Origin of the sequence: Oceanicaulis sp. MMSF_3324 (assembly GCF_030733545.1) — a bacterium.
Classification (GTDB): Bacteria; Pseudomonadota; Alphaproteobacteria; order Caulobacterales; family Maricaulaceae; genus Oceanicaulis.
The window spans coordinates 44,086-67,166 of the sequence record NZ_JASHIU010000004.1; the positions used below are offsets into that span (position 1 = coordinate 44,086).

21 protein-coding genes are annotated in these 23,081 nt (G+C 62.6%); 9 read left to right on the forward strand and 12 right to left on the reverse strand.

The window, feature by feature from the left end:
- Nucleotides 1-145 precede the first annotated feature (145 nt).
- Nucleotides 146-1,093, forward strand: a complete 948-nt coding sequence (locus tag RBA95_RS05895) for a type IV pili methyl-accepting chemotaxis transducer N-terminal domain-containing protein (RefSeq protein WP_306015910.1) — start codon at nt 146-148, stop codon at nt 1,091-1,093.
- Here the strand turns inward: RBA95_RS05895 and RBA95_RS05900 are convergent.
- Nucleotides 1,090-1,533: a MarR family winged helix-turn-helix transcriptional regulator gene (locus RBA95_RS05900; RefSeq protein ID WP_306015911.1), complete on the reverse strand. Its 444-nt coding sequence runs from the start codon at nt 1,531-1,533 to the stop codon at nt 1,090-1,092. The two genes, RBA95_RS05895 and RBA95_RS05900, sit on opposite strands and share 4 nt — an antisense overlap.
- A gap of 148 nt (nt 1,534-1,681) precedes the next feature.
- On the opposite strand from RBA95_RS05900, the gene RBA95_RS05905 reads away from it, so the two are divergent.
- Nucleotides 1,682-2,467 carry a glucose 1-dehydrogenase gene (locus RBA95_RS05905; protein ID WP_306015912.1) on the forward strand — a complete coding sequence of 262 codons (786 nt, stop codon included), beginning with the start codon at nt 1,682-1,684 and terminating at the stop codon, nt 2,465-2,467.
- Here the strand turns inward: RBA95_RS05905 and RBA95_RS05910 are convergent.
- The 3 genes from RBA95_RS05910 to ubiA form a co-directional block, all read right to left on the reverse strand.
- Entirely contained in the window at nt 2,464-3,144 is a 681-nt protein-coding gene (locus RBA95_RS05910; RefSeq protein ID WP_306015913.1) for a methyltransferase, read from the reverse strand. The two genes, RBA95_RS05905 and RBA95_RS05910, sit on opposite strands and share 4 nt — an antisense overlap.
- Before the next feature lie 12 nt (nt 3,145-3,156).
- Nucleotides 3,157-3,696, reverse strand: a complete 540-nt coding sequence (gene msrB / locus RBA95_RS05915) for a peptide-methionine (R)-S-oxide reductase MsrB (RefSeq protein ID WP_306015914.1) — start codon at nt 3,694-3,696, stop codon at nt 3,157-3,159.
- A gap of 87 nt (nt 3,697-3,783) precedes the next feature.
- Nucleotides 3,784-4,710, reverse strand: a complete 927-nt coding sequence (gene ubiA, locus RBA95_RS05920) for a 4-hydroxybenzoate octaprenyltransferase (protein ID WP_306015915.1) — start codon at nt 4,708-4,710, stop codon at nt 3,784-3,786.
- Nucleotides 4,711-4,796: 86 nt separating this feature from the next.
- Between ubiA and RBA95_RS05925 the strand changes: the two genes are divergently transcribed.
- The gene (locus RBA95_RS05925) at nt 4,797-5,285 is read left to right on the forward strand and encodes a hypothetical protein (RefSeq protein ID WP_306015916.1); all 489 of its coding nucleotides are present in this window, start codon (nt 4,797-4,799) and stop codon (nt 5,283-5,285) included.
- Nucleotides 5,286-5,290: 5 nt separating this feature from the next.
- Here the strand turns inward: RBA95_RS05925 and RBA95_RS05930 are convergent, their stop codons facing one another.
- Nucleotides 5,291-6,655 carry an NAD-dependent succinate-semialdehyde dehydrogenase gene (locus RBA95_RS05930; RefSeq protein ID WP_306015917.1) on the reverse strand — a complete coding sequence of 455 codons (1,365 nt, stop codon included), beginning with the start codon at nt 6,653-6,655 and terminating at the stop codon, nt 5,291-5,293.
- A 103-nt stretch (nt 6,656-6,758) separates the two neighbouring features.
- Between RBA95_RS05930 and RBA95_RS05935 the strand changes: the two genes are divergently transcribed.
- Nucleotides 6,759-7,523, forward strand: a complete 765-nt coding sequence (locus RBA95_RS05935) for a 16S rRNA (uracil(1498)-N(3))-methyltransferase (RefSeq protein ID WP_306015918.1) — start codon at nt 6,759-6,761, stop codon at nt 7,521-7,523.
- 119 nt (nt 7,524-7,642) lie between these two features.
- Nucleotides 7,643-9,016 (forward strand): glutamate--cysteine ligase, encoded by a 1,374-nt coding sequence (locus tag RBA95_RS05940; RefSeq protein WP_306015919.1) that lies wholly within the window; start codon nt 7,643-7,645, stop codon nt 9,014-9,016.
- On the opposite strand, the gene RBA95_RS05945 is transcribed toward RBA95_RS05940, so the two are convergent.
- Nucleotides 9,013-9,411: a hypothetical protein gene (locus RBA95_RS05945; RefSeq protein ID WP_306015920.1), complete on the reverse strand. Its 399-nt coding sequence runs from the start codon at nt 9,409-9,411 to the stop codon at nt 9,013-9,015. The genes RBA95_RS05940 and RBA95_RS05945 overlap by 4 nt on opposite strands.
- A gap of 203 nt (nt 9,412-9,614) precedes the next feature.
- The gene (locus RBA95_RS05950) at nt 9,615-9,992 is read right to left on the reverse strand and encodes an endonuclease domain-containing protein (protein ID WP_306015921.1); all 378 of its coding nucleotides are present in this window, start codon (nt 9,990-9,992) and stop codon (nt 9,615-9,617) included.
- A gap of 202 nt (nt 9,993-10,194) precedes the next feature.
- On the opposite strand from RBA95_RS05950, the gene RBA95_RS05955 reads away from it, so the two are divergent.
- On the forward strand, nt 10,195-12,075 hold the full coding sequence (locus RBA95_RS05955; RefSeq protein WP_306015922.1) for a peptide MFS transporter: 1,881 nt from the start codon (nt 10,195-10,197) through the stop codon (nt 12,073-12,075).
- A 53-nt stretch (nt 12,076-12,128) separates the two neighbouring features.
- Here the strand turns inward: RBA95_RS05955 and RBA95_RS05960 are convergent, their stop codons facing one another.
- From RBA95_RS05960 to tldD, 4 genes are all read right to left on the reverse strand, one after another.
- Nucleotides 12,129-13,055 carry an aspartyl protease family protein gene (locus RBA95_RS05960; protein ID WP_306015923.1) on the reverse strand — a complete coding sequence of 309 codons (927 nt, stop codon included), beginning with the start codon at nt 13,053-13,055 and terminating at the stop codon, nt 12,129-12,131.
- Nucleotides 13,056-13,242: 187 nt separating this feature from the next.
- On the reverse strand, nt 13,243-15,309 hold the full coding sequence (locus RBA95_RS05965; protein ID WP_306015924.1) for a TonB-dependent siderophore receptor: 2,067 nt from the start codon (nt 15,307-15,309) through the stop codon (nt 13,243-13,245).
- An 82-nt stretch (nt 15,310-15,391) separates the two neighbouring features.
- Nucleotides 15,392-17,479, reverse strand: coding sequence for a TonB-dependent siderophore receptor (locus tag RBA95_RS05970; RefSeq protein ID WP_306015925.1), 2,088 nt, complete (start codon nt 17,477-17,479; stop codon nt 15,392-15,394).
- 132 nt (nt 17,480-17,611) lie between these two features.
- Nucleotides 17,612-19,024 carry a metalloprotease TldD gene (gene tldD / locus RBA95_RS05975; protein ID WP_306015926.1) on the reverse strand — a complete coding sequence of 471 codons (1,413 nt, stop codon included), beginning with the start codon at nt 19,022-19,024 and terminating at the stop codon, nt 17,612-17,614.
- A 142-nt stretch (nt 19,025-19,166) separates the two neighbouring features.
- On the opposite strand from tldD, the gene RBA95_RS05980 reads away from it, so the two are divergent.
- Complete coding sequence (locus tag RBA95_RS05980; RefSeq protein WP_306015927.1) at nt 19,167-20,309, forward strand: hypothetical protein; 1,143 nt, start codon at nt 19,167-19,169, stop codon at nt 20,307-20,309.
- Nucleotides 20,306-21,316 (forward strand): ROK family protein, encoded by a 1,011-nt coding sequence (locus RBA95_RS05985; RefSeq protein WP_306015928.1) that lies wholly within the window; start codon nt 20,306-20,308, stop codon nt 21,314-21,316. The genes RBA95_RS05980 and RBA95_RS05985 overlap by 4 nt, the downstream gene beginning before the upstream one ends.
- Nucleotides 21,317-21,341: 25 nt before the next feature.
- Here RBA95_RS05985 and RBA95_RS05990 read toward each other — a convergent pair whose 3' ends face one another.
- Nucleotides 21,342-21,950: a tetratricopeptide repeat protein gene (locus RBA95_RS05990; RefSeq protein ID WP_306015929.1), complete on the reverse strand. Its 609-nt coding sequence runs from the start codon at nt 21,948-21,950 to the stop codon at nt 21,342-21,344.
- 263 nt (nt 21,951-22,213) lie between these two features.
- Here RBA95_RS05990 and coxB point away from each other — a divergent pair, with 263 nt between their 5' ends.
- Nucleotides 22,214-23,080 carry a cytochrome c oxidase subunit II gene (coxB, locus tag RBA95_RS05995; RefSeq protein WP_306015930.1) on the forward strand — a complete coding sequence of 289 codons (867 nt, stop codon included), beginning with the start codon at nt 22,214-22,216 and terminating at the stop codon, nt 23,078-23,080.
- Nucleotide 23,081: the final 1 nt, after the last annotated feature.

Here is a 23,081-nt window from a genome sequence, read left to right on the forward strand (position 1 = left end):
GCTTTTAACAAGAGCGTAAGAACAGTTCCCACCGTCGTCCAGAAATCGATTAAAGGCGGGCGCTGTTTTGACAGGCCAATGTTTCATACAATTTTAGCCCTATTGCCTAAAATGACATTAGCTGTCGCCACTTTGGATATCGGTCATGACGCTCCCCTCCCTCAGACGTCGCTACGTCATCAGCTATGTCTTAGCGATTGGCCTGATCGTGGTCGTTTCTGTGCTGGCGCATCTGGCCACGCTGAGCGTCATCAACAATGAGCGGGGCTCGGCTGAAATCGTCAATATCAGCGGCAAGCAGCGCATGCTGAGTCAACGTCTTCTGGCGCTTGTGGAAATCCAGACCGGAGACCGGGCTGATGCTGAGAATCTCGCGTTGATCGAGTCCACGGCGGATGAACTGCAAAGCGCCAATCGCCGACTTCAGGCCCATGCGCGCGGGCTGCCGGAGGGTGAGATCAAGGCCGAACTCCTGCCCCTCTTCAACGCGCCGGAAAACGGCATCACGGCGCTGATCGCGGAATATACGCGGCTGGCGAGCAGCGCCGGTCTGGCTACGATGGCGCAGCGTGAGCGCATGGAAACACTGGCGCTGGGCGAGTTGTTCAACAAGCTCAACCGCTCCGTCGCCCTGTTCGAAGCGCAGGCGGAGCAGGGGCTGAGTCGCATCAGCCGGATTCACACCTTTCAGGTCGGTCTGATCCTGCTCATCCTGGCGGGGGAAGCGCTGTTTTTGTTCCGCCCCTTGCTCAAACAGACCCTGGCCGCGCTTGAGACCGAGCAGCAAGCGCGTCAGGTCGCCGAAGATGCGCTGATCTTCCAGACCGAAACGCTGGCCTCGAAAAGCCGGTTCATGACGCAGATGAAGACAATGTTCTTCAAGCCACTGGCCGAGGCGCAGGAGAAACTGGACGACGCTGCGGAAGCGGATCCGGAGATGACCCAGGCGCTGATCCGCGAGTCCCGGGACTCGTTGAATGTCGCCGCCAAGCGCGCCATCGCACTGACGCGTGACTATGAAAACACGTCTCACACCATGGACTTGGGATCATACTGGTCGCGCTTTTCCGTAGATGACCAGGCCAGCGCCTAGGTTACGGGGTCGGCATCCGTCGCCAGGCGGGTGAGGGCCTCGTACACGATCGCGGCGTCGGTCTCGCCCAGCTTGTCATCCAGCTCTGCGTTAAAGCCCCGCAGAACCTGATCGGCGCGTTCGGCCGCGCGGCGTCCCGCCTCGGTCAGGTCTACCAGCGCGCCGCGCTTGTCGCTGGAATCCTTGCGCTTGATCACAAGGCCTGCCGTCTCCATCCGGTTCACCAGCCCGGTCACGGCCGGCGCGCCGAGCGCCAGGACCTCGCCGATGGAGCCCAGACGGCGTTCGCCACGCCTGAGAAGCAGGAACAACACCGCCGACTGGCTGGCGGTGACATTGGCTTCGGCGCGCAGTCGGGAATCCGCTTCCCGGCTCAAACGCCGGGCCGCAATTTCGATCAGAAGGAAGAGTCGCCGGTCTACGGCGCGAACGCGTGCCATAAGGTGAAAGTGGCGCGATTCATTCGGGTGTGAAAGAGATCGGCGGTCTTGGAGCCTGTGCGACGCTGTGAAGTTTTTCTCCACCGCCTCTTTTCAGACAGCCGGTTTGCTGGTTGCTTAAGCGCTTACTCAATAGCGAGGCGAACACATGTCTGTTTCCGAACTCTTTGATCTGTCCGGCAAGACGGCTGTCGTGACAGGCGGCACACGCGGCATTGGCGAAATGATCGCCACCGGACTTCTCAAACAGGGCGCACGGGTTTTCATCACCTCGCGCAAGCCTGACGCGGTGAAAGCCGCGCAGGAGCGCCTGTCCGAGTTTGGCGAAGTGCACGCCGTCCCGTCCGACCTGTCCACCAATGAGGGCGCCCAGGCGTTCGCGGACTGGCTGGCCGATCAGACCGACGCCATCGACATTCTCGTGAACAACGCCGGCGCGACCTGGGGCGCGGCGCTGGAAGAGTTTCCCGAAGACGGCTGGGACCGGGTGATGGATCTGAACGTCAAATCCATCTTCTTCCTCACTCAGAAGCTGCTGCCGCAATTGCAGGCGGCGTCCAAGGCGTCTGGTCGGGGCCGCGTCATCAATATCGGTTCGATCGAGGGGCTCGCCGTGCCGATGATGGAGGACAGCTATGCCTATCCGGCCAGCAAGGCGGCGGTGCATCACCTGACGCGGGTCATGGCGCGGCGACTGGCGCGGGACAAGATCACGGTGAACGCCATTGCTCCGGGCCCGTTCGAAAGCAAGATGACTGCGTTCGTGCTGAGCCAGCAGGAGGGCCGGGACGCCGTCGCGGCCAATATTCCGCTGGGACGGATCGGGGCGCCGGACGACATGATCGGCCTGTCCGCCTTTCTCGCATCACCCGCGTCCGATTATGTGACGGGACAGATCATCGCGCTGGATGGCGGTTACGCCAATCTGCGCTAATCCTTCAGTTCGGGCAGGCCGCGGGGCGGCGCGCTGAAGCGCCAGACCCGGGCCGCGCCCACATCCTGGTCTTCAAGATCGCCCGCCCGGGGCGCGTCGAACCGGGCGGCGACGCTGAGTTTGTCCTTGGGCAGGTAGGCGCGTCCGGGATCGCCGATCAGCACCATTGCGCCGCGATCATGCAGGCTTTCCAGCCAGGCGGTGATCGCGTCCCCGGCCTCGGTCTCATAAAAAACATCGCCAGCCAGAACCACGTCCCAGCCATCATCCGCGCCCACCAGATCCGCCTCCATCACCTGCAGCGCGACATCATTGAGGCGGGCATTGGCGCGGGCGGCATGAACGGCGAAGGCGTCGATCTCCGTGCCCAGCACCAGATCGGCCCCGGCCTTGGCTGCGGCGATGCCGGCAATACCGCAACCGCAGGCGAAGTCGAGCACGCGCTTGTCCCTGACATAGTCAGGCTGGTCGAGCACAAGACGCGCCAGCGCCTGCCCGCCGCCCCAGGCGAACGCCCAGAACGGAGACGGCAGGCCCTGAGCCATCAGCGCCTCTTCCTCCTGTCGCCACAGATCACTCTGTGGGTCCGCCAGATGAAAGCGCAATTCCGGCGTCAGGGGCGCCGGGGCGATCCGGGTATGGTGGCGGAGGATGGTGTCCGGGGTCAGAGCGGTCATGCCGCTCCGATACTATGCTTCTGATCGCGGAATAAAGCTCAGAGCCACGCCGTTATTGCACCAGCGCTGACGCGTGGGGCGCGGACCATCGTCAAAGACATGGCCCTGATGGCCGCCGCAGCGCGCGCAATGATATTCGGTGCGAGGCGTCCAGATGCGGTAATCGGTCTTGGTGCCGAGCGCGCCGCGAATGGGCGTCCAGAAGCTGGGCCAGCCGGTCCCGCTCTCGTATTTGGCTTCCGACGAGAAGAGCGGCAGGGCGCAGCCGGCGCAGACGAACAGCCCGTCGCGGTGTTCGTCATTGAGCGGGCTGGTTCCGGGACGCTCGGTGCCTTCCTCGCGCAGGACACGGAATTGCTCGGCGTTCAGACGCTCACGCCATTGCGCGCGCGTCAGGCTGGCAAAGTCGATTTGGGCTTCGCCCCAGGGCGTGATGCCGGGATGGTCAAAGAGCTCGACCTCCATGCCGTCCACATCGCTTTGCCCGAAAGCCGGGCTCGCAAGGGCGGCCATGCCGGTGGCGAGAAACAGGCGGCGGCTGAGCGCAGTCATGATGAGGCCTCCTCTTGGCGTTGGAACAAGAGTTATGGCGAATGCGCGTCTTGGCCAGTCACATGCCAGTGAGGGCAGGGTGAGCGGCTATAGCGCGCCCAGCAGGAACGCGCCTGTGAGCAGGAGGCCGGTGATCTTGTTGGCCTTGAACCGGCGCAGGCATTCAGGCCCGTCCGCCGGATCGAGCTTGCGCGCCTGCAGCAGCAGATGCGCGGCGAAAATCGCAAAGGCCGGCGCGAACATCAGGCCGGCGCCCGAGACCAGCCCGGCCAGCGCGGCCAATGCCGCAGACACCATGTAGAAGGTCAGAACGCCGAGCGGGATAGTCCCGCCCAGGGCGCGGGCGGAGGATTTCACGCCGACCAGTGCATCATCCTCCATGTCCTGACAGGCGTAGATCGTGTCATAGCCTAGCGTCCAGAACAGGTTCGCCACATATAACGCCACGATTTCCGGCGCGAACGGCGTACCAAGCGCGGCGGCGCCCGCCACCGGAACGCCCCAGTTGAATGTCAGGCCCAGCCAGGCCTGGGGCCACCAGGTGATGCGCTTCATGAAGGGATAGCCCGCCACCAGCGCCAGCGCGCCCAGCCCGGTGAGAATCGCCGGCCAGGGGAGCTGGATCAGCACCAGAAGGCCCACAAGGCATTGCGCGACCAGGAAGGCCCAGGCCTGTTTCAGGCTGACCGTGCCAGCGGCCAGAGGCCGGTCGGCGGTGCGGGCGACCTTGGCGTCGATATCGCGGTCGACAATGTCGTTATAGGTGCAGCCCGCACCGCGCATGGCGATTGCGCCGATACCGAAGAGGATCGCCCAGTACAGGTCCAGCCAGTCGAGCCCGGAGCTGACGCTGGCGAGCGCCAAACCCTGCCAGCACGGGATTGCCAGCAGCCAGAACCCGACGGGCCGGTCATAGCGCGCCAGTCGCAGATAGGGCCGAATGGCGGGCGGCGCCCGGTCCACCCAGCTGGTGGGCACGGAGTCAGCGACGCGGCGATCAGGGGCGATGGTCATGAAGCGTTTGGCCTGCGAACCGAGCGAGGAAGAAACTGTTACACGCGCAGTCTATGCCATGAGGGGGAGTGTTACGGGAGTCCGCGATGAAGCCGCTGCATCTGATCCTGGGGATAGGCTTGGCTCTGCTGGCCACCGCCGCTCAAGCGCAAAGCGTGTCCGGCGCCCTGAATGCGGACCTGGCTGTCGAGCAGTCCATCGCCAATCCGGACGCCGTACTGGAGATGGGCTGGATCTGGATGGATGTGTGCGGCAGCGGTTCGGATGACGGTCGCGGCTTTCTCAACTCCTATGCTGATTACCGCGACCGGCGCTCCTTGAATGTGCGTCTGGATCCCACGGTGCGCATCGTGCTGGCGGGTCGGTTGGGCGAGGACCCGGTCGAGGCCCTGCGGGGCCAGCGCATCCGGGTGCGCGGCCCCCTCATGCAGGCCAGGATCAATCTTTATCGCGATGGCGTTCAGACGGGGCATTATTTCCAGACCCATCTGGTGCTACAGACCGCCTCCGACCTTGAAGTCCTGGAGCGCGCAGAGGGCGATCCGCCCTCGCGCTGCAGCGTCGTCATTTCCTAGACCGGTCAATCGAGCCCAGTGACCGCGATGGTCTTGGGATTGGTGAAGGCCAGCAGGCCTTCGCGCGCCAGCTCCCGCCCGAAGCCGGACTTCTTCACCCCGCCGAAGGGCAGACGCGGGTCGGACGCCACCATCTGGTTCACATAGGTGGAGCCGGCGTCCAGATCCGTGCAGGCGGTTTCGATCTCGGCCTTGTCCCTGGACCAGAATGACGAGCCGAGGCCATAGGGATGGTTGTTCGCAATCGCGATGGCGTGATCCACGTCCTCGGCTTTGAACATCAGGGCGACGGGCGCGAAGATCTCGGAATCATGGCCTGGCGTGCCGCGAGGAATGTCGGCCAGCACGCCCGGCGTCAGGAAGGCGTGGTCCTTGCGTTCGGGCTCGAACAGCACCGTCGCGCCGCCCTTGATGGTGTCCTCGACCAGCTGATGGACCTCGTCGGCCGCGCCCTTGCTGGAAAGCGGGCCGATATCGGTGTTCTCATCCATCGGGTCGCCCACACGCAGCTCTTTCATCGAGTGGACGAATTTGGCGGTGAAGGCGTCATAGACATCCTTGTGGATGATGAAGCGCTTGGCGGCGATGCAGGACTGGCCATTGTTCTGGGTGCGCGCGGTGACGGCGGTTTCCACCGCCTTGTCGATATCCGCGCTGGGCATGACGATGAAGGCGTCAGAGCCTCCCAGCTCCATGACCGAAGGCTTGATCGCCTTGCCCGCCAAGGACGCGACGGCGGAGCCCGCACCTTCTGAGCCGGTCAGGGTGACGCCGCGAATGCGGTCATCGGTGATGATGGTCTCGGTCTTGTCCGACCCGATCAGCAAGGTCTGGAACGCGCCTTCGGGGAAGCCGGCCTTTTCCAGCACTTCAGCGATCTTGAGCGCGCTGCCCGGCACGGCGGAGGCGTGCTTGAGCAGGCCCGGATTGCCCACGGCGAGATTGGGCGCGGCGAAACGGAAGACCTGCCAGAAGGGGAAATTCCAGGGCATGACCGCAAACACCGGCCCGATGGGCAGGTGATAGAGGCTGCACTCACCCTTCTCCGGCGCGTCAATGGGCGTGGGCTTGAGCATGTCCGGCGCCTCGTCCGCATAATAGCGGCACACCCAGGCGCATTTCTCGACCTCGGCTTTGGCCTGCTTGATCGGCTTGCCCATTTCGCGGGTCATCAGCTCGGCGATCGCGTCGCGCTCGTCATCGAGAACGTCCGCCGCCTTGCGCAAGCCGTCGAGCCGGGCCTGCATCCCCATCGCCTTGAGCTTCTGCACCGCGCTGACCGCGCGGGTCAGGGCCGCTTCAATGGCGGCCTGTCCATGCGTCTCCGCTTCAAAAACGGTGTCACCGGTGTAGGGATTGACGGACTTCATGGCGGGCTCCTTTGGCCGTTGCGGTTACAGGTGCGGTCATCGGCTGACTGTGCGGCGACAGTGAAGGCTTGAACGTGGGCGCCGTCCAGCTAGAACGCAATTCATGAGTGTCGAACCGCGTCTTTATGTCGAGGCGCCGCTAGAGGCGGACGCCGTGCTGGATCTGGATCGGGACCAGGCCCACTATCTCGTCAATGTCATGCGCCGCAAGGCAGGCGACGGCGTCCGGCTGTTCAATGGCCGGGACGGCGAATGGCGCGCCGAAGTGGCGAGCGCGGACAGAAAACGCGCCAGCCTTCAAATTGTTCAGCAGCGCCGCAGCCAGAGCGCGGCGCCGGACATGGCGCTCTATTTCGCGCCGGTGAAGAAGGCGCGCACCGATTTCATCGTCGAGAAGGCGACCGAGCTGGGCGTCGCCTCGATCACGCCGGTGATCACCCAACGCACCCAGTCTGATCGCGTGCGCACCGATCGCATGCAGGCGCTGACCCGCGAAGCGTCCGAACAGACCGAGCGTCTGGACCTGCCGGTGATCCATGAACCGGTGAGCCTGACCCAGATGATCAAGGCCTGGGATGCTGCGCGCACGCTGATGTTCGCCGATGAAAGCGGGGACAGCCAGACCGAGCCCTGGGGCGGGGAGCATGGCCGCGCCCGCCCGATCGCTGAAGCGCTGGCGGGGCGTGAGCGGGACGGCAAATGGGCGATGCTGGTCGGGCCCGAAGGCGGGTTCTCGGTCGAGGAGCGCACGCTGTTGCACGCTCAGACTTTCGTTCTGCCCGTCAGCCTGGGGCCGCGCATCCTGCGCGCCGACACAGCCGCCGCCGCGGCCTTGTCTGTCTGGCAATCCATGCTCGGCGACTGGTGAGCCGTCACGCTTTGTCTCACACCCTTGTGACCGAAAACCTGTTTCCCTGCTTGCCGTAGGGGATATGGGCGCCTAACTGTGCGGCCACACTGATTTGCCTGGCGGGGAGACCATCACCCATGAGCGGCACCTATAATGCAGGGGGCGAAGGCGCCCCGATCGAAAGCAAGGCCCAGCTCATCGGCCATATCGCCGCGGGCGAGAAACCCTCAGATCAATGGCGCATCGGCACCGAGCACGAGAAGTTCGGCTTTGCGCTGAAAGATCATTCCCCGCTGCCCTACGAGGCGGACGGCCCCAGCGTGCGCAAGCTGCTCGAAGGCCTGACGCGCTTTGGCTGGCAGGCGATCGAGGAGAACGGCAAGCCGGTGGCTCTCAAGCGAGAGGGCGGGTCGATCACCCTCGAGCCCGGCGGTCAGTTCGAATTGTCCGGCGCGCCGCTGGAAAACCTGCATGAGACCTGCCGCGAGGTGAACTCTCACCTGCGCGAAGTGCGTGAGGTCGCCGACGAGGTGGGCGCGGGCTTCCTGGGGCTCGGCTTCTCGCCGAAATGGTCTCTGCAAGAGACCCCGATGATGCCCAAGGACCGCTACAACATCATGAAGGCCTATATGCCCAAGGTGGGCACGCTGGGCCATCAGATGATGTTCCGCTCCTGCACCGTGCAGACCAATCTCGATTTCGCGTCCGAAGCGGACATGGTCAAGAAGATGCGCGTCTCGCTGGCGCTGCAGCCGATCGCCACGGCGCTGTTCGCCAACTCGCCCTTCGCGGACGGAAAACCCAACGGCTATCTCAGCTATCGCGCCCATGTGTGGACCGACACCGACAATAACCGCACCGGCATGCTCCACTTCGCCTTCGATGAAGGCTTTGGCTATGAGCAGTATGTGGACTGGGCGCTCGATGCGCCGATGTATTTCGTCAAGCGCAATGCGATCTTCCAGGATGCGACGGGGCTGAGCTTCCGCGACTTCCTGAAGGGCGAGCTGCCGCTGCTGCCCGGTGAGTTGCCGGTGCTGTCAGACTGGGAAGACCATCTGTCGACGCTCTTCCCCGAAGTGCGGCTGAAGACCTTCCTTGAACAGCGCGGCGCCGATGGCGGCCCATGGAACCGGCTGTGTGCGCTGCCGGCTTTCTGGGTGGGGCTTCTGTACGATCAGACCGCGCTCGACGCGGCCTGGGATCTCGTGAAGGACTGGACCGCCGAAGAACGCGACGCCATGCGCGCGGGTGCTGCGAAGACCGCGCTCAAGACCCCGTTCCGCAACACGACCTTGCAGGATATCGCCCAGCAGGCGCTCGCCATTGCTCGCTCCGGCCTGAAAGCGCGCCAGCGCCTGAACGCCCATGGCGAGAACGAAGCGCTGTTCCTCGATGATCTCGACGAGATCGCCAAGACGGGCGTCAGCCCCGCCGAACGCCTTCTCGAGCGCTATCACGGCGCCTGGAACGAAAGCGTCGAACCGATCTTTGAAGAGGCGGCGTATTAGGGGCGAATGTGTTGGTTGCCTAACACCGGTCCGACTTCGATCACGTCGCCCAGTTCATAGCTCACTGACAGCTGCGTGCCTGACAGGCTGATCCGCAGGCCATCAAGTTCGACATTCAATCTGTCTTTGTCAGTCCAGAGGTTCGGAGAGCCAAGGATGAGTTCGCCATCCTTGTCGCAAAAGGGGTTCGCGTGACCCGTCAATTCGACCTGCTCTATGCCTGAGATAATGATCTGGCCAGAAAGCCATATACGCCGACCTTCTGTTTCAAGGCGGTTATGGTCCACCCATTCGCCGTTCAAAGACAGCTGTTTGGCGTCAAGGCTCAGCCCGGTCACGAAGCTATCCTCAAGCCATAGATCGTGGTTCAGGTGTGCAAGTTGAGCGTCAATCATGAACTCAGCATAGGCAATTCTGCGCGCAGTCAAATATGTCTCTGATTGTCTTTTCCGCTTCTTCATCCTCACTTAAGCGAGCCGCCAGCCCCATCCCTCTCCCCTCTCTGAGGGGAGAGGTTAGGTGAGGGGTGAGCGGCGCTTCATCCTTCTTATGCCTTACATGTTGAAGCGCACCCCCTCACCCTGCCTCTCCCCCTTGGTCAAGGGGGAGAGGGGTTGTGTCGGCGGTGTTTCAGGCTGCGCGCAGAGTTCAGGATCTGATCGCCCAGAATGTCGGGCGCTTCAAAGACCTGCGTGTTCCAGAATCTGAGGACGTGCCAGCCCTGGCGCTCTAGCTGTTCCGTGCGGCTTTGATCGCGGCGCTGATGGGCGGGAAGGTTATGCTGGCCGCCATCCAGTTCGATGATCAGACCGATTTCCGGGCAGGCGAAGTCAGCCACATAGGGCCCGATTGGATGCTGACGCCGAAACTTCAGCCCGTCAGGCCTTTGTCGAAGCAGGGACCAGAGCTTGCGTTCGGCATCTGTCATGTCCCGGCGCAAGCGGCGTGCTCTAGAGATGGGTTTTCTCGATGCCATGTGAGCACAGTATCGGGAAAGCTACTCAACCAGAAGGGCATCCCTCCCTTACCCTCCCAATACCCCCACTGCCGCAAGGCTCTTGCGACTCCTCGCCACGCATGGTGTTTTGCGCGGTAGTCATTTCGTAACGAAATTGTCCACGGTCCTTCTTCTTGACGCATGAGGGGCGTCGGGCCGTGACGGGGAGGGACCTCAGCTCATGAATATCGTCGTCCTGGCGGGTCTGGTGATCACGTTCGCCACCGCCATTCCGGTCTTTCTGGAGATGCGCAAGCACCCCAGAGGCCTTCACATCCTGTTCTTCGCCGAGATGTGGGAGCGCTTTTCCTATTACGGGATGCGCGGCCTGCTGATCTTCTATCTCACCCAGCATTTCCTGTTCTCTGACAGCGAAGCGAGCTCGCAATACGGCGCCTATACCGCGCTGGTGTACCTGCTGCCGCTGTTGGGCGGGTTCCTGGCGGACCGGTATCTGGGCAACCGCAAGGCGATCGCCTTCGGCGCCTTGTTGCTGGTGGCTGGTCACATCACCATGGGGGTTGAGGGCGAGCCGGCGCGCGAGGCCCTGATCCATGAGGGCCAGCAATACGAGCTGGTCGCCGAAGGCCGCGGCTCGAACCGCTCGGTCATGATCGAGGTGGACGGCGCAGAGTACGCCTTCTCGGCCAATGCCGAGGGCGCCTTCGAGATCGCCGAACTGCCCGCCTCGGCGAGCCTGCCGGCGGTTCTGCCGCAAGGCACGTTCGAGATTGAGCGCGTGGAACGTGACCGGATGTTCCTGAACATCTTCTATCTCGCCCTGGCGCTGATCATCATGGGCGTGGGCTTTCTGAAGGCGAACATCTCCTCGATCGTGGGCCAGCTCTATGAAGAGAATGACCCGCGGCGCGATGGCGGCTTCACGCTGTACTATTACGGCATCAATCTGGGCTCGTTCTGGGCGGCCATCCTGTGCGGCCTTCTGGGCGAGACCGTGGGCTGGTGGGCCGGCTTCGGCCTCGCCGGTCTCGGCATGGCGCTGGGCTGGATCGTGTTCGTGCGCGGTCGCGCCCTGTTCTTCCTGCCGGGCAAGAACCTCATCGACCATGTGGGCAACCCGCCCAGCGAGGAGAAGCTCAAGGCCAAGGCGCTGGGTCCGCTCAACACCGAATGGCTGATCTACGGCATCGGCCTGGTCGGCGTCGTGGTGGTCTGGTTCATGGTCCAGGCGCACACCATCCGCTTCTCCGTGCCGGGCATGGGCGAGCAGGATCTTCTGGCGCTCTTCCTCCTGATCGGCGGGCTGGGCTTCCTGGGCTATGTGGTCTTCTACATGGTCAACAACTGCACCCGGGTCGAAGCCGAACGCCTGATCCTGGCGCTGATCCTGATCATCGTCTCGGTGGTGTTCTGGGCGCTCTTTGAGCAGGCCGGTTCGTCGATGAACCTGTTTGCGGCGCGCAATACCGACCTGTCGGTGGGGCCGTTCGAGATCACGGCGTCACAGACCCAGTCCTTCAATGCGGGCTTCATCTTGTTGTTCGCGCCGGTCTTCGCGGCGATCTGGGCGTTCCTCGCCAAGCTGCGCAAGAATCCCAACACCCCGCTGAAATTCGGCCTCGCGCTGGTTCAGGTGGGTCTGGGCTTCATGCTGCTGGTCTGGGGCACCCAGTTTGCGGGCGATGACTATCGCGTGCCGCTGATCTTCCTGGCGGGCGCCTATCTGCTGCACACCACCGGCGAGTTGTGCCTGAGCCCGGTGGGCCTGTCGGCGATCACCAAGCTCAGCCCGGGCGCGGTGGTCTCCACCATGATGGCGGGCTGGTTCCTGTCCTCGGCCTTCGCGCAGTATGTGGCGGGCATCATCGCCACCTTCACCGCGACCGATACGGTGGCGGGCCAGGTGCTGGACCCCGCAGCCGCGCTCAACGGCTATGCCGCCGTGTTCGGCTCGATCGGCCTGTTCGCCATCGTGCTGGGCGTGATCTTCGGCGTGCTGAGCTTCTGGCTCAAGGGCCTCGGCCATGGCCGGGCCGAAGACCAGATCGACGCCAAGGCGGAAGCCGCCGGCCCCGACCAGGATGCGCGCGACCTGCTCTAGGTTCAATGCGGATCTGACAAGGAAAGCCCCGGAGCCTGGCTCCGGGGCTTTTTTCAGGGCTGGATCTGGGACCGCGCGGCGCGGCAGCGCCAGCGCTCCGGGCCGGGATCGATCTGCGCCCGCCCTGTCGCGTAGTCGACAATCAGGCGCGTATCCTGCAACAGGTCGAGCCCGACAATCATGGCCGGTCGCTCGGACCAGCCCATGGCGTCAAAGACGTCCAGCTCGGCTTCATCAACGCTCATGCCCCGAATGCAGACGCCCCCCAGCCGGAAGCGGGTCAGAGTCACGCGGCCGTCGACCTCGACCGTATCGGGAATGCGCGAGACGCTGCCCACATTCATCACCCGCATGGGCGTGCGTTGGGACAGCCGCCGCGCCAATACGGGATTGACCAAGGTGACCGGCGAGCCGGTATCCACGAGCACGGCGATAGGCTCATCTATCCAGCGCGCTCGGGCTTGTCCCACAAGCACCTGGCGCACGGGGTCCAGTCGCGCATCCGCATGCCGGGGCGAGGGCGCGTCCAGGGTCAGCGCACTATTGGGATAGTCGATCTCGACGGTCTGACCCGCGAAAGCCTCGCTGCCCAGAAGGCCGAACAGCTCCAGTTCGATATCCGTTGCAATCGGGGTCACTACGGCGTCGACCTGCCCCTGCGGAGCATCGCCCAGCCGCAGGTCCACCAGGATATGGCGTTCGGCTGTCACCTCGGCAGTCAGGGTCTGTACCGGATCCAGGCGGTCTCCCGAACGCACGAAGCCATGACGTTGCGCCAGCGTTTCGGCGATCGCCACATGGCTGGCGCCGGTATCGGGCGCGAACGGGTAGGGGCCATCAGCGCCGAGGAAGACCGGGGCGACGAAATATCCTGACGATGTGCGTTCAAGCGTGAAGGTCTGCGGCTGTGCGACCGCCGTGGCGGTCGCGCAGGCAAGGCCGGCCAGGCTGGCGCACAGGCGCACAGCATGCTCGATCATGTCGAACTCCTCCGCGCAGCGTCGCCGGATCGTCACATGTCCGGCGTTGGGCTGTCAGGCTAGAGCCTAACAGCTAGGTCGGTCATGGCCGTATTACAAATGACGCAGGTCAGAGAGCGCTGCACGGAGCGGACGCGGGGGCGCGCAAAAGCGCCCCGACATCGCAACGCCTAGCGAGAGGCTGGCTTCAGAATACGCCACGCAGCGCAAAGGTGACGTAACCGTCGGACTCCTGTTCGCGGCGTTCCAGCTGGGTGGGGACGCCGATGGCGCGACTGACGGGCCAGCGATAGCGCTCTCGGCCATTGGTCCCGCCATTGAGTTCCACACCGAGCCGGGCCGTCATGCCGCCCCAGATCTGCTTTTCGGCAAAGACATCCAGATCGCCGCGGGCGTCGGAGGTGCGGCTGAATTCCCGGCGGCGATAGAAGTCCTCATCGCCCTGGACGGAATAGTCAAAGCCCCACGCCATGCCCCAGCCGGGCAAGTCCTGACGGAAGTCGAGGCTGAAGCGCCAGTCTTCATCGCCGCGGAAGCGTCTGTCCTCGCCGGTCACCGGATCAGGCACATTGGTGTCGCGCAAGCGACCGCTGAGCACGAGCAGCCCGCCGTCCACCCCGAACCGGTCGGTGGGCAGATCGGCTTCAAACTCGATCCAGCTGCGTTGGCCATCATCAAGATTGCCCGGCGCATCGCCCGACAGGCCGACAGGGACACTATCGAGCACGCCTTCCACCCATTCATGACGGAGGATCACGGTGAGCGCGCCTTCCTGCCAGAAGCGGCGCGTCCACTCGACCTGGGCGGCGGTGGTGCGTTCAGGCTCCAGATTGGGATTACCCAGACTTTCCGTATCATCAACCACATCCACAGAGGAGATGAAGTCGCCGAAGGAGAGCTGTCCCACACTGCGGCGCAGGCTGAACCGGATCTGGTCCGTTTCGCGTGGGGTCCAGGTCAGGGTCGCTTCAGGTTTGAAATAGGTGAAGGTGCGCTCTTTCTCGGCATCCCCGGTCTGGGCGATACGGCTGAACTCCACAGCCGCCGTGGCGTCCAGCGTCCATCGGGGCGACAAGCGCCACAGCTCGCTGACGCCCGCATTGACCCGGTGTTCCTCCACCCGTGTGTCGGACACCGGCAGGTCGACTTCGATTTCGCCTGTTCCGTCGTCTTCAAACAGGTCGAAATCACCTTCAAGGAAGTTGTAAGCGCCTTCCAGGATGAAGGTGCGCGAGCGGGAGGGAGAGCTGGCGCGCCGGGCTTCCAGACGCAGAACGGTTTCGCCTTCGTCTTCGGTTTCTGCAATGCGGGTGACATCGTCAAGCGCGCCTGTTGGCTCGAAATCGACGAACCGGTCATTGCTCTCTTCAATCGTCAGTCGTTGAAGCGCTGTCAGTTTCAGCGACCAGACATCGCTGAGACGATGATCATAATCGGCGGAGACCTCAGTCCCGTAAGCATCCGTCTCGGACCGGCTGGCGGCAGAGCCGAGCAACACCGATTGCGCATCTTCAACAAAACCGGTCCGGTTTGCCGCAAAACCCCAGGCCCAAACGCGGGCATCCACGCGCAGGCTGTGTCCGGCATCAAACTGGCGCTGATAGCCCACAGACGGGGTCAAATCCCAGAAGCGCTCCTGAAAACGGTCTTCGATCCGACTCTCCAGTGCGGCGCCCCGGGTCAGGTCAAAAATGCGCCGGAGCTCATCGCGACCATTGGCGTGACCGGACAGATCCACCGCCAAAGTCAGTGTGGCGTTCGGGGATGTGCGCGTCATGGAGGCGTCTCCACGCGGAATCACCCGTCCGCTTTCGAACAAGCGCGCTTCGCCATTCCAGGCGCCGGTCCATCCGCCCGAGCGATCGGTGATCACATTGACCACCTGATCCTGACCGGCCATGTCGATGCCGGGAACGGGAGAGCGGATCAGCTCAACTCTCAGGACCGTGGCGGCGGGCAGGCGCTGCAACAAGGTCGTCACCCCGGCTTTGGAGCTGGGGCGGCGACCATCGATCAGAACATTGCCCAGAGCGGCGTCCAGACCGCGGCCGCCACCGCCGCCCTGCAGATCAAATCCGGGGACTCGCGTGACCAGATCCAGAGCCGATTGCGGGTTGTAATCCGCAAAGAAAACAGGCTCGTAAGTCAGTACGGCATCGGTCTGCTGCGCATCGGGCGCCGCTTGACCCAGGGCGAGGGCGGGCATTGCGCTGAGGGCGAGGCCCATCAGGCAGGGATAAAGCATCTGTTTCATGGCGCGGGACACTAGTACGCGCGACCAAAAATTCAGATAATGAAGCGGAAAGAAATCTCACATTGCTGTGAAGCTGTCCGGATCAGAAGGCGCCTCGCACACTGAGGAAGACCTGCGGGCCATGGTCGAAATAACGTTGCTGATGCAGGCGTTCGATCCCGTCCGCCCGAGAGCCGTCATAGAAAATCAGATCCTGGCGTTCCGTCGTGTCGAGCGTGAAATTGGCGCCCAGTCGCGTGGTCAGCCCGAGCCAGCGGGTGGTCTCCACATAGACATCCAGATCTCCCGCAGGGCGCTGAATGTTCGTGAAGCGGCTTACCCGGTAAGAGGATGCGTCAGAGAGATAGAAATAATCCCAGCCCCAGGCCATCTGCCGTTCGGGGAAGGTCTGGCGGAAGTCAAATCGGACTTCCCATTCCGAAATCCAGGACCAGGACCGCTCCTCGCCCGTGACCGGGTCATCCACATTGCTGTCAAACCATTCCACAAACCCGTCCAGCGTGGCGTTGCGCAGGCCCAGCCAGCCCAGCGGGCTGGTCCAGTCCAGCGTGATGCGGTTCAGGCCCCCGTCGCCGATATTGCCGGGTGCGTCAAACACTTCGGTCGGGGTGATGATGGCGATGTAATCGTCCAGATCCTGGCGCCAGACCCGGCCCAGGGTCAGGGTGACTGAGGCGTCCTCGTTGAAGCGCTGTTCAAATTCCGCTTCCAGCGTCCAGTCAGTTTGCGGGCGATAATCGGGATTGCCCACATCGACCTGATCAGAGTTCAGGTCGACGGAGCTGGCGAAGTTTCCGAAATCAAGCTGATCCACATTGCGCTCAATCCCGACCCGAAAGCGGCGCTGCTCGCCCGGACGCCAGGTCGCGCTGGCGCGCGGCTTGAGATAGGTGAAAGTGCGCGCCTGTCCGGCAGGGCCGGTTTGGGATATTTCGCTGTATTCGTAACGCAGCCCCCCTTCCAGGCTGAAGGCGTCATTGATCACCCAGACGGTGTCGGCGAAGGCCTCGCCGCGCACTTCCTCGACCCGCGTATCGCTGACGGGAAGCGGGATGGGCACAAACCCGCCGCCCGTGTCCTCAAACAGCGCCAGGCTGGCGTCGAGCGCGTTGAAGGCGGCTTCCGCGCCGAAGGTCAGCGAGTGGGCGTCTGAGATCGTCCAGTCAAAGCTGTGGCGCAGGGCCGTTTCTTCCTCGGCGTTCTGATAGAGCACCTGCACGCGCTCAATGCCGGCGCCCAGCGTGTGGACGCTTTCGGTTTCGGGCCCGTTATCGGTATCCGAGCGCGTCAGCAGGAAGGTGGTCGTGGAGGCCAGCCCCTCGCCCCAGTCGCGCTCCAGCGTGGTCGACAGGGCCGCTTCCCAGCTGCGCTCATCATTGACCTGGTCGAGATAGGCGGCGGGCTGGTTGGCGTCATCATAGATGAACCCTGAAATACTGCGCCGCCAGGCGACGAATTCGGCATTGGCGTTGACCCGCAACTGCATCGCGTCACCAATGGGGCCGGCAAAGCTGATCGAGGGCTCGATCTCGCGATAGCGGCGCTGGTCATTATAGCGTTCACGCGAAATCAGATCGCCGTCCGGAGTTTCGGTGATGAAGGTGCGGTCGTTGGCCGGGCCCCACGCTTCCCAGTTCAGCCCCAGCGTGATTTCGCCGGAACCGACCGGGCGCGTGATCGAGCTTTCCATGGCGGACGCCAGACGCGACGAGTTGTTCCGGGTCAGGGTGTGCTGAAAGCTGGCGCGCGTGCCCGACCCGTCGGCCAGGATGACATTGGCGAGCTGGCTGTAGCCGCGCATTTCATATTCGGGGAGGGGCTCGCGGATCAGTTCGATCCGGACGACCTGACTGGCCGGGATCCGTTGCAGCACCGTGCCCAGGCCCAGCGTCTTGTCGGAGGGGCGTTGACCATTGATCAGAAGGTTGCCGAACGCGTCCGCCAGACCACGGCGCCCGGTATCTCCATCAGACAGGGAGAACCCCGGCAGGCGGTTGATCATGTCGCGCGCGGTCACCGGGCTGAATTCGGTGAAGAAGCTGGCCGGATAGGCCAGGATGGCGCCGTCCGCTTCACCCTCGGCGACCACCGGCTCGGGCGCATCATCAGCGAAAGCCGGTGCGGTCACAGTCAACAGAAGGGCAAGCGGGGTCGTCCGGGCAAACATCATCGTTCCAGCCTTGCAAATCAAAATCGAGTGCAAGCTAGGACGGCTGGTTTGGAATGACGTATTACAATGCGGTAAGTGGATACATTGTAATAAGTGGATGAAATGTAAGCTGATCTATCGGCAACTAAACGCCTAGCCCGTGCCGCCGACCGTCAAACCGTCAATGCGCAAAGTGGGTTGGCCCACGCCGACCGGCACGCCCTGACCGGCCTTGCCGCAGGTGCCCACGCCCGGATCGAGCTTCATGTCATTGCCGATCATGGAGATCTTCGTCAGCGCAGTCGGGCCGTCGCCAATCAGGGTCGCGCCCTTGATCGGCTCGCAGATCTTCCCGTCGCGCACGCGATAGGCCTCGGTGCAGCGGAACACGAACTTGCCCGAGGTGATATCCACCTGACCGCCGCCGAAATTCTTGGCGTAGATGCCGTCCTTCAGGCTCTCCAGGATTTCGCCCGGATCGCGATCGCCCGCTTCCATGATGGTGTTGGTCATGCGCGGCATGGGCGGGTGGGCATAGCTTTCCCGCCGGCCGTTGCCAGTGGGCTCCACCCCCATCAGACGGGCGTTCTGCCGATCCTGCATATAGCCTTTGAGCACGCCGTCCTCGATCAACACCGTTCGGCCGGTGGGCGTGCCCTCGTCATCAAAGCTCAAGGAGCCGCGCCGATCGGGAATGGTGCCATCGTCAACGACGGTCACGCCCTTGGCGGCGACCTGTTGACCGATCTTGCCGGAAAAGGCGGATGCGCCCTTGCGGTTGAAATCGCCTTCAAGGCCATGGCCCACCGCTTCGTGCAGCAGGATGGCGGGCCAGCCCGGGCCCAACACGACCTGCCATTCGCCCGCAGGGGCATCCACGGCTTCCAGATTGACCTTGGCGACCCGCAGCGCTTCGTCGGCGAGGCCTTTCCAGGCGCCGGGTTCAATCCATTGATCAAAGGCGGCGCGACCGCCGGCCCCGGCCGATCCGGTTTCCCGGCGGCCCTGGCGTTCACAGGTCACGGCCACATTCACGCGCACCAGCGGACGCACCTCGGTGCGCACATCGCCGCCTGTGCGGACAATGCCGATGACCCGGCGCGAGGCGGAGACAGAGGCGGACACTTGGACCACTTCAGGATCCTTGGCGCGCAGATAGGCGTCGATTTCAGCCAGCAGGGTGGATTTCGCTTCGAACCCCGGCTGGGCGATGACGTCCACATCCTTGTAGAGGGTCTGGTTGGCGCGGGCCGGGGAGGGCGCCATCACCGCGTCGCGCCCCTGACGGGCGGCGCTCGCGGTTTCACCCGCGCGTTTGAGCGCCGCCAGGGTGGGGTCAGAGGAATGGGCGAAGCCGGACGCCTCGCCGAACACGCCGCGCAAGCCAAAGCCGCGCTCGGCGTCGAAATTGGCCACTTTCAGCCGGCCATCATCGAAGGCGAGGCTTTCAGACGCCGATGTTTCAAGGAACAGTTCGCCGTCATCCGCCCCGACCAGCGCCTCGTCGAGCACGCGGCCCGCATCATCAGCGTCAAATTCAAAAGCGGTGAACGGATCAGTGGTCATAACGGCTCCTGCACGTGGCGGTACGCCCCATACATAGACCGTGCGGCAAGTGAGTGCGAGGGGCGCGGACAGACGCGTATGGTCAATCAGAAATAACAACCATCGAGCGCATTAAGCGTAGAGGTTTCCCCTTTGAGCGGATATGATTGAGACATCTGATGGCATCTGCGGGGGCGTGATGTTTGTTTTGGTCAATCTTTTTCGCTGGTTGTCTAGTTGGGGGCGCGTCCTGCTATGCGTTATCGCATTCGCCATTCTGCTCGGCGCTTGCGTGGCCTGGGCCATTACCCATTTCGATTGGAGCGATAGCCTGCCGGAGTTCGCCGCTTTCTGGGTCTACAGCTATTACAGCTTTGTAAAAGCCAACATCCTTCTGACGGTGACCTTGTTGACGATTTTCGTGACCAATGCGGAGACCGTTTACCAGCTTTTACTGCGCCGTCGATTCAAACGCGTGTTCGGTCACCAGATCAGGACGCAGCGATACATTGTCTCTATTCCTGAGTTCAAAATCTCCGATGAAGCCAACACGGCCTTGAACGCAGCAGGCCTTTACACAACCCGAAAGCGCTTCACTCCACAAAATGTGCCTGACCGGTACAAGGCCGGCGATATTCGCCGGATCATCGCCTCCAGCGACCTTGAAGGCGCGTCCTTCCTGCTTGACGAGATCGGCAAGTACACCATCAGTGGCCCAGTGATCAAAGCGGGTGATGAATTGTTTAATGCGGGGGACAGCTTTCTCGCATTCGGTTTGCAGACCAATCCGAACACGCAATTCTTGATCAGTAGCTTGAACCAATTCCGCAAGGCACAGGTCGAGCTGTCCAACCTTCCTATCCGCAATCCCGAGACATCTGTCCGGGCGCTTGCGGCATTAACCGACTTTAAGTCCATATCAATGAGGGAAGTCGATGAGGGCGAGTCTGCGAACCTGCTGGTGACTACGAAATCTACGGATCCTATCGACATTTCTCAGCAAGACTCCAAGCGCTGGAATATCGGCGTTGTGGTTATCCGTTGTGTGGGACAGAACTCGGGCGTGGATGGGCGACAAATCCTTTGCGCCGGCGTGGGACATGGCGGAACATCCGGTTCGGCCTATTGGCTGTCTCAGCATTGGGACAAGCTTCATGATAAGATCGGCAAGAAAGGCGTAAAAGCCGTCATGGTTTTCACAGCCACTCCGATGGAAGCAGACGAAGGCGAGGGTGAGCATCCCGAACATCTTCGAGCGGTTGTTACCGAAACTATTGAATTAAGTAGGGTCATATTCAAAGAGTGAGACGGTTCGACAATAATAAGCCTGCTCTTGGCATTGATGTGGGGGGCACAAAAACCGAACTCGGGTTGGTGGATCAAACCGGCGAAGTTGTTTGGCGGGATCGCCGGCCCACGCCGCAGCTCGCTGACCCCGATCCATATCAGGCGTTTCTCGACCTGCTTGTGGACATGGTTGAGACTGGAGTTCGGCAAGGGGGACTTGGACCTAGACAGCCGATTGGCATGTGCCTGCCAGGGGCGATAGATCAAGACGGGCGCGTGAAGAATTCCAACGCGCTCTGGATGAACGAACAGCCGTTAAAGGTCGATATTGAAAGCAGGCTGGGACGCAATGCCGTCATGGCCAATGATGGCGTGTGCTTTGCGGTGTCTGAAGCCATGGATGGCGCCGCTAAAGAGGCGTCAATGGTATTCGGCGTGGTACTGGGAACGGGTGTTGGCGGCGGTCTCGCCGTGGATGGGCGTCCCTGGCATGGGGCCCATGGGCTGTGCGGAGAGTGGGGGCATAATCCGTTTCCTGTAAGAAGCCGTGCAGACTTTGAGCGCCTTGAAGCCGAGCTGGGCCCGGTTCCAACCTGTTTTTGCGGTCAATCGCTGTGCGTTGAAACTGTTTTGCGGGGACGGGCGCTGGCTGAGCGATATCAAAGGCTAACAGGTCGGAGCGTTGAGGGCGCTCAGTTCGCGCGCTTGATTGAGCAGAAGGATGCTGACGCTCAAACAGCCTTGCACCGCTACGGGCTCGATCTCGCGCGCGCATTGAGCGTGGTTGTTAATCAGATTGACCCTGATGTGATCGTGTTGGGCGGCGGCGTCTCAGACAATGATGGACTGGTGTCCATCGTCAGCGAGGCGCTCCCGGACTATATTTTCCATGCTGGGCAAGTAGACACGCGGCCCCAGCCTGTCGTTCGACGACACGTCTGGGGCGACAGCAGCGGCTTGCGCGGCGCCGCTTGGATGGCGCAATCCCTATCGCTCGGATCTGATGCGCCTATCGCTTCTACGTGAAATCAAGACGCGCCTGGAACGCGATCTAGCCCTGGTGCCAGATGAAGCGGGCCGGCTGGGCGGCGAGGGTGACATTCTCGGGATCGCTCTGCGCGGCCTCGTTATAAGCGGCATAGGCGTCTTCAAAGCGGCCCAGCGTTTCCAGTGCGATAGCGGTGTTGAACGCGGCCAGCGCGGCGCTGGCGCCCAGTTCACGGGCCTGACGAGCGGTCTCGATGGCGGTCTGGGCCGAGCCAGTGGCGATTTGCGCCGCGGACAGGTTCAGCCAGGCTTCCGCCAGTTCCGGTGACAATTCGACGGCTTCTTCCAGATCGGAACGCGCCTGGATGTTCTGGCCACGGGCCAGCAGCATGACGGCGCGATTGGTCAGCACGCGGGCGCGGGTCTCGCCCGTCACGGACGCGTCCCGCAGCAGAAGATCGCAGGCGCCGAGCGCGCGGCCCGTAGCATTGGTGTCGCGTGCGCCCGCTTCACATTCGTACCGGGCGTCGCCCTCTTGGCCCAGTGCGCGTCCGGAAAAGGCGAAAGACACCGCCAGCGCCAGCAAGGCCGCCATGGCCAGGCCGCAAACGCCGCCGGTCAGCGCCTGAATGACAGGACGGTTGGAACGGGTGTGAAAGCTGTGTGTCGACATGAATCTGGCCCCCTCAGAGTTCATAGTGATGAGGAAGGTTAGCAAAGCCTAAATCACGCGGCCAGACTTTCATGCGTACAAGGAGGTGGAAAAAGACGGCCAAGTGCGACAAAAAGGCGCTCAAGCTCGATTGGCTAGCACGTCATAGCAGTCTATATCGTGCCGAACTCGGAGGTGGCGACTCGTCGCCACAAGTGACGTTTGATCGCACCTCTCAATCAAGCGTCGCCAACCAGACGATAGAACCAGGATTTGGGGGAATTATGCGATTCTCGGCCATACTGGGCGCCTTCGCCGCCCTTTGTGTTACGACAGCCAGCGCTTCGGCCACCGTGGTCGGTGCGCCGGTCGACGGCAATCTGGGACTGCAGGACGCTGTAACCCCGGTCATGGAAAACATTTCGGTTTTCCACTCCATGGTGTTGTGGATCATCACGGCCATCTCGCTGGTCGTTCTGGGCCTGCTGGTCTGGGTGATGGTGCGCTACAACAGCAAGAAGAGTCCTGAGGCCAAGAAATTCAGCCACAACACGCTGGTTGAAGTGATCTGGACGGGCATCCCGATCCTGATCCTGGTCGTGATTGCGGTGCCGTCCTTCAAGCTGCTGTACCTGCAAGATGTGATTCCCGAAGCGGATTTCACCATCAAGACCACCGGCAACCAGTGGAACTGGACCTACACCTATCCCGATCATGGCGGCTTTGATTATGTCGCGAACATGATTGCGGACGAGGACATCGCTTCTCACCCGTATGCAGCCCTGCGCAACCTGTCGACCGATCTGCCGGTCGTGGTGCCGACGGGCGCGACGGTGCGCGTGGAAGTGACCGCGTCCGATGTGATCCACAACTGGGCGATGCCGGCTTTTGGCATCAAGATGGACGCCATTCCGGGCCGCCTGAACGAAACCTGGTTCACCGTTGACGAGCCAGGCATCTATTACGGTCAGTGCTCCGAGCTGTGCGGCCTGCGCCATGCCTATATGCCGATCGAGGTCCATGTGGTGCCTGAAGAGGTGTTCAACGCATGGGTCGAAGCGGCCAATGAAGACCCCTACACGGCGCCGGAAGTCCTGGTCGCCTACTATGATGACCTGCGCGGCGACGCTCGCCTCGCTTCCGTCCAATAAG

Coding starts and splice junctions, on each gene's coding strand:
- RBA95_RS05895 (WP_306015910.1), top strand. CDS start 146: ATGACGCTCCCCTCCCTCAGACGTCGCTACGTCATCAGCTATGTCTTA.
- RBA95_RS05900 (WP_306015911.1), bottom strand. CDS start 1,533: ATGGCACGCGTTCGCGCCGTAGACCGGCGACTCTTCCTTCTGATCGAA.
- RBA95_RS05905 (WP_306015912.1), top strand. CDS start 1,682: ATGTCTGTTTCCGAACTCTTTGATCTGTCCGGCAAGACGGCTGTCGTG.
- RBA95_RS05910 (WP_306015913.1), bottom strand. CDS start 3,144: ATGACCGCTCTGACCCCGGACACCATCCTCCGCCACCATACCCGGATC.
- msrB (WP_306015914.1), bottom strand. CDS start 3,696: ATGACTGCGCTCAGCCGCCGCCTGTTTCTCGCCACCGGCATGGCCGCC.
- ubiA (WP_306015915.1), bottom strand. CDS start 4,710: ATGACCATCGCCCCTGATCGCCGCGTCGCTGACTCCGTGCCCACCAGC.
- RBA95_RS05925 (WP_306015916.1), top strand. CDS start 4,797: ATGAAGCCGCTGCATCTGATCCTGGGGATAGGCTTGGCTCTGCTGGCC.
- RBA95_RS05930 (WP_306015917.1), bottom strand. CDS start 6,655: ATGAAGTCCGTCAATCCCTACACCGGTGACACCGTTTTTGAAGCGGAG.
- RBA95_RS05935 (WP_306015918.1), top strand. CDS start 6,759: ATGAGTGTCGAACCGCGTCTTTATGTCGAGGCGCCGCTAGAGGCGGAC.
- RBA95_RS05940 (WP_306015919.1), top strand. CDS start 7,643: ATGAGCGGCACCTATAATGCAGGGGGCGAAGGCGCCCCGATCGAAAGC.
- RBA95_RS05945 (WP_306015920.1), bottom strand. CDS start 9,411: ATGATTGACGCTCAACTTGCACACCTGAACCACGATCTATGGCTTGAG.
- RBA95_RS05950 (WP_306015921.1), bottom strand. CDS start 9,992: ATGGCATCGAGAAAACCCATCTCTAGAGCACGCCGCTTGCGCCGGGAC.
- RBA95_RS05955 (WP_306015922.1), top strand. CDS start 10,195: ATGAATATCGTCGTCCTGGCGGGTCTGGTGATCACGTTCGCCACCGCC.
- RBA95_RS05960 (WP_306015923.1), bottom strand. CDS start 13,055: ATGATCGAGCATGCTGTGCGCCTGTGCGCCAGCCTGGCCGGCCTTGCC.
- RBA95_RS05965 (WP_306015924.1), bottom strand. CDS start 15,309: ATGAAACAGATGCTTTATCCCTGCCTGATGGGCCTCGCCCTCAGCGCA.
- RBA95_RS05970 (WP_306015925.1), bottom strand. CDS start 17,479: ATGATGTTTGCCCGGACGACCCCGCTTGCCCTTCTGTTGACTGTGACC.
- tldD (WP_306015926.1), bottom strand. CDS start 19,024: ATGACCACTGATCCGTTCACCGCTTTTGAATTTGACGCTGATGATGCG.
- RBA95_RS05980 (WP_306015927.1), top strand. CDS start 19,167: ATGATTGAGACATCTGATGGCATCTGCGGGGGCGTGATGTTTGTTTTG.
- RBA95_RS05990 (WP_306015929.1), bottom strand. CDS start 21,950: ATGTCGACACACAGCTTTCACACCCGTTCCAACCGTCCTGTCATTCAG.
- coxB (WP_306015930.1), top strand. CDS start 22,214: ATGCGATTCTCGGCCATACTGGGCGCCTTCGCCGCCCTTTGTGTTACG.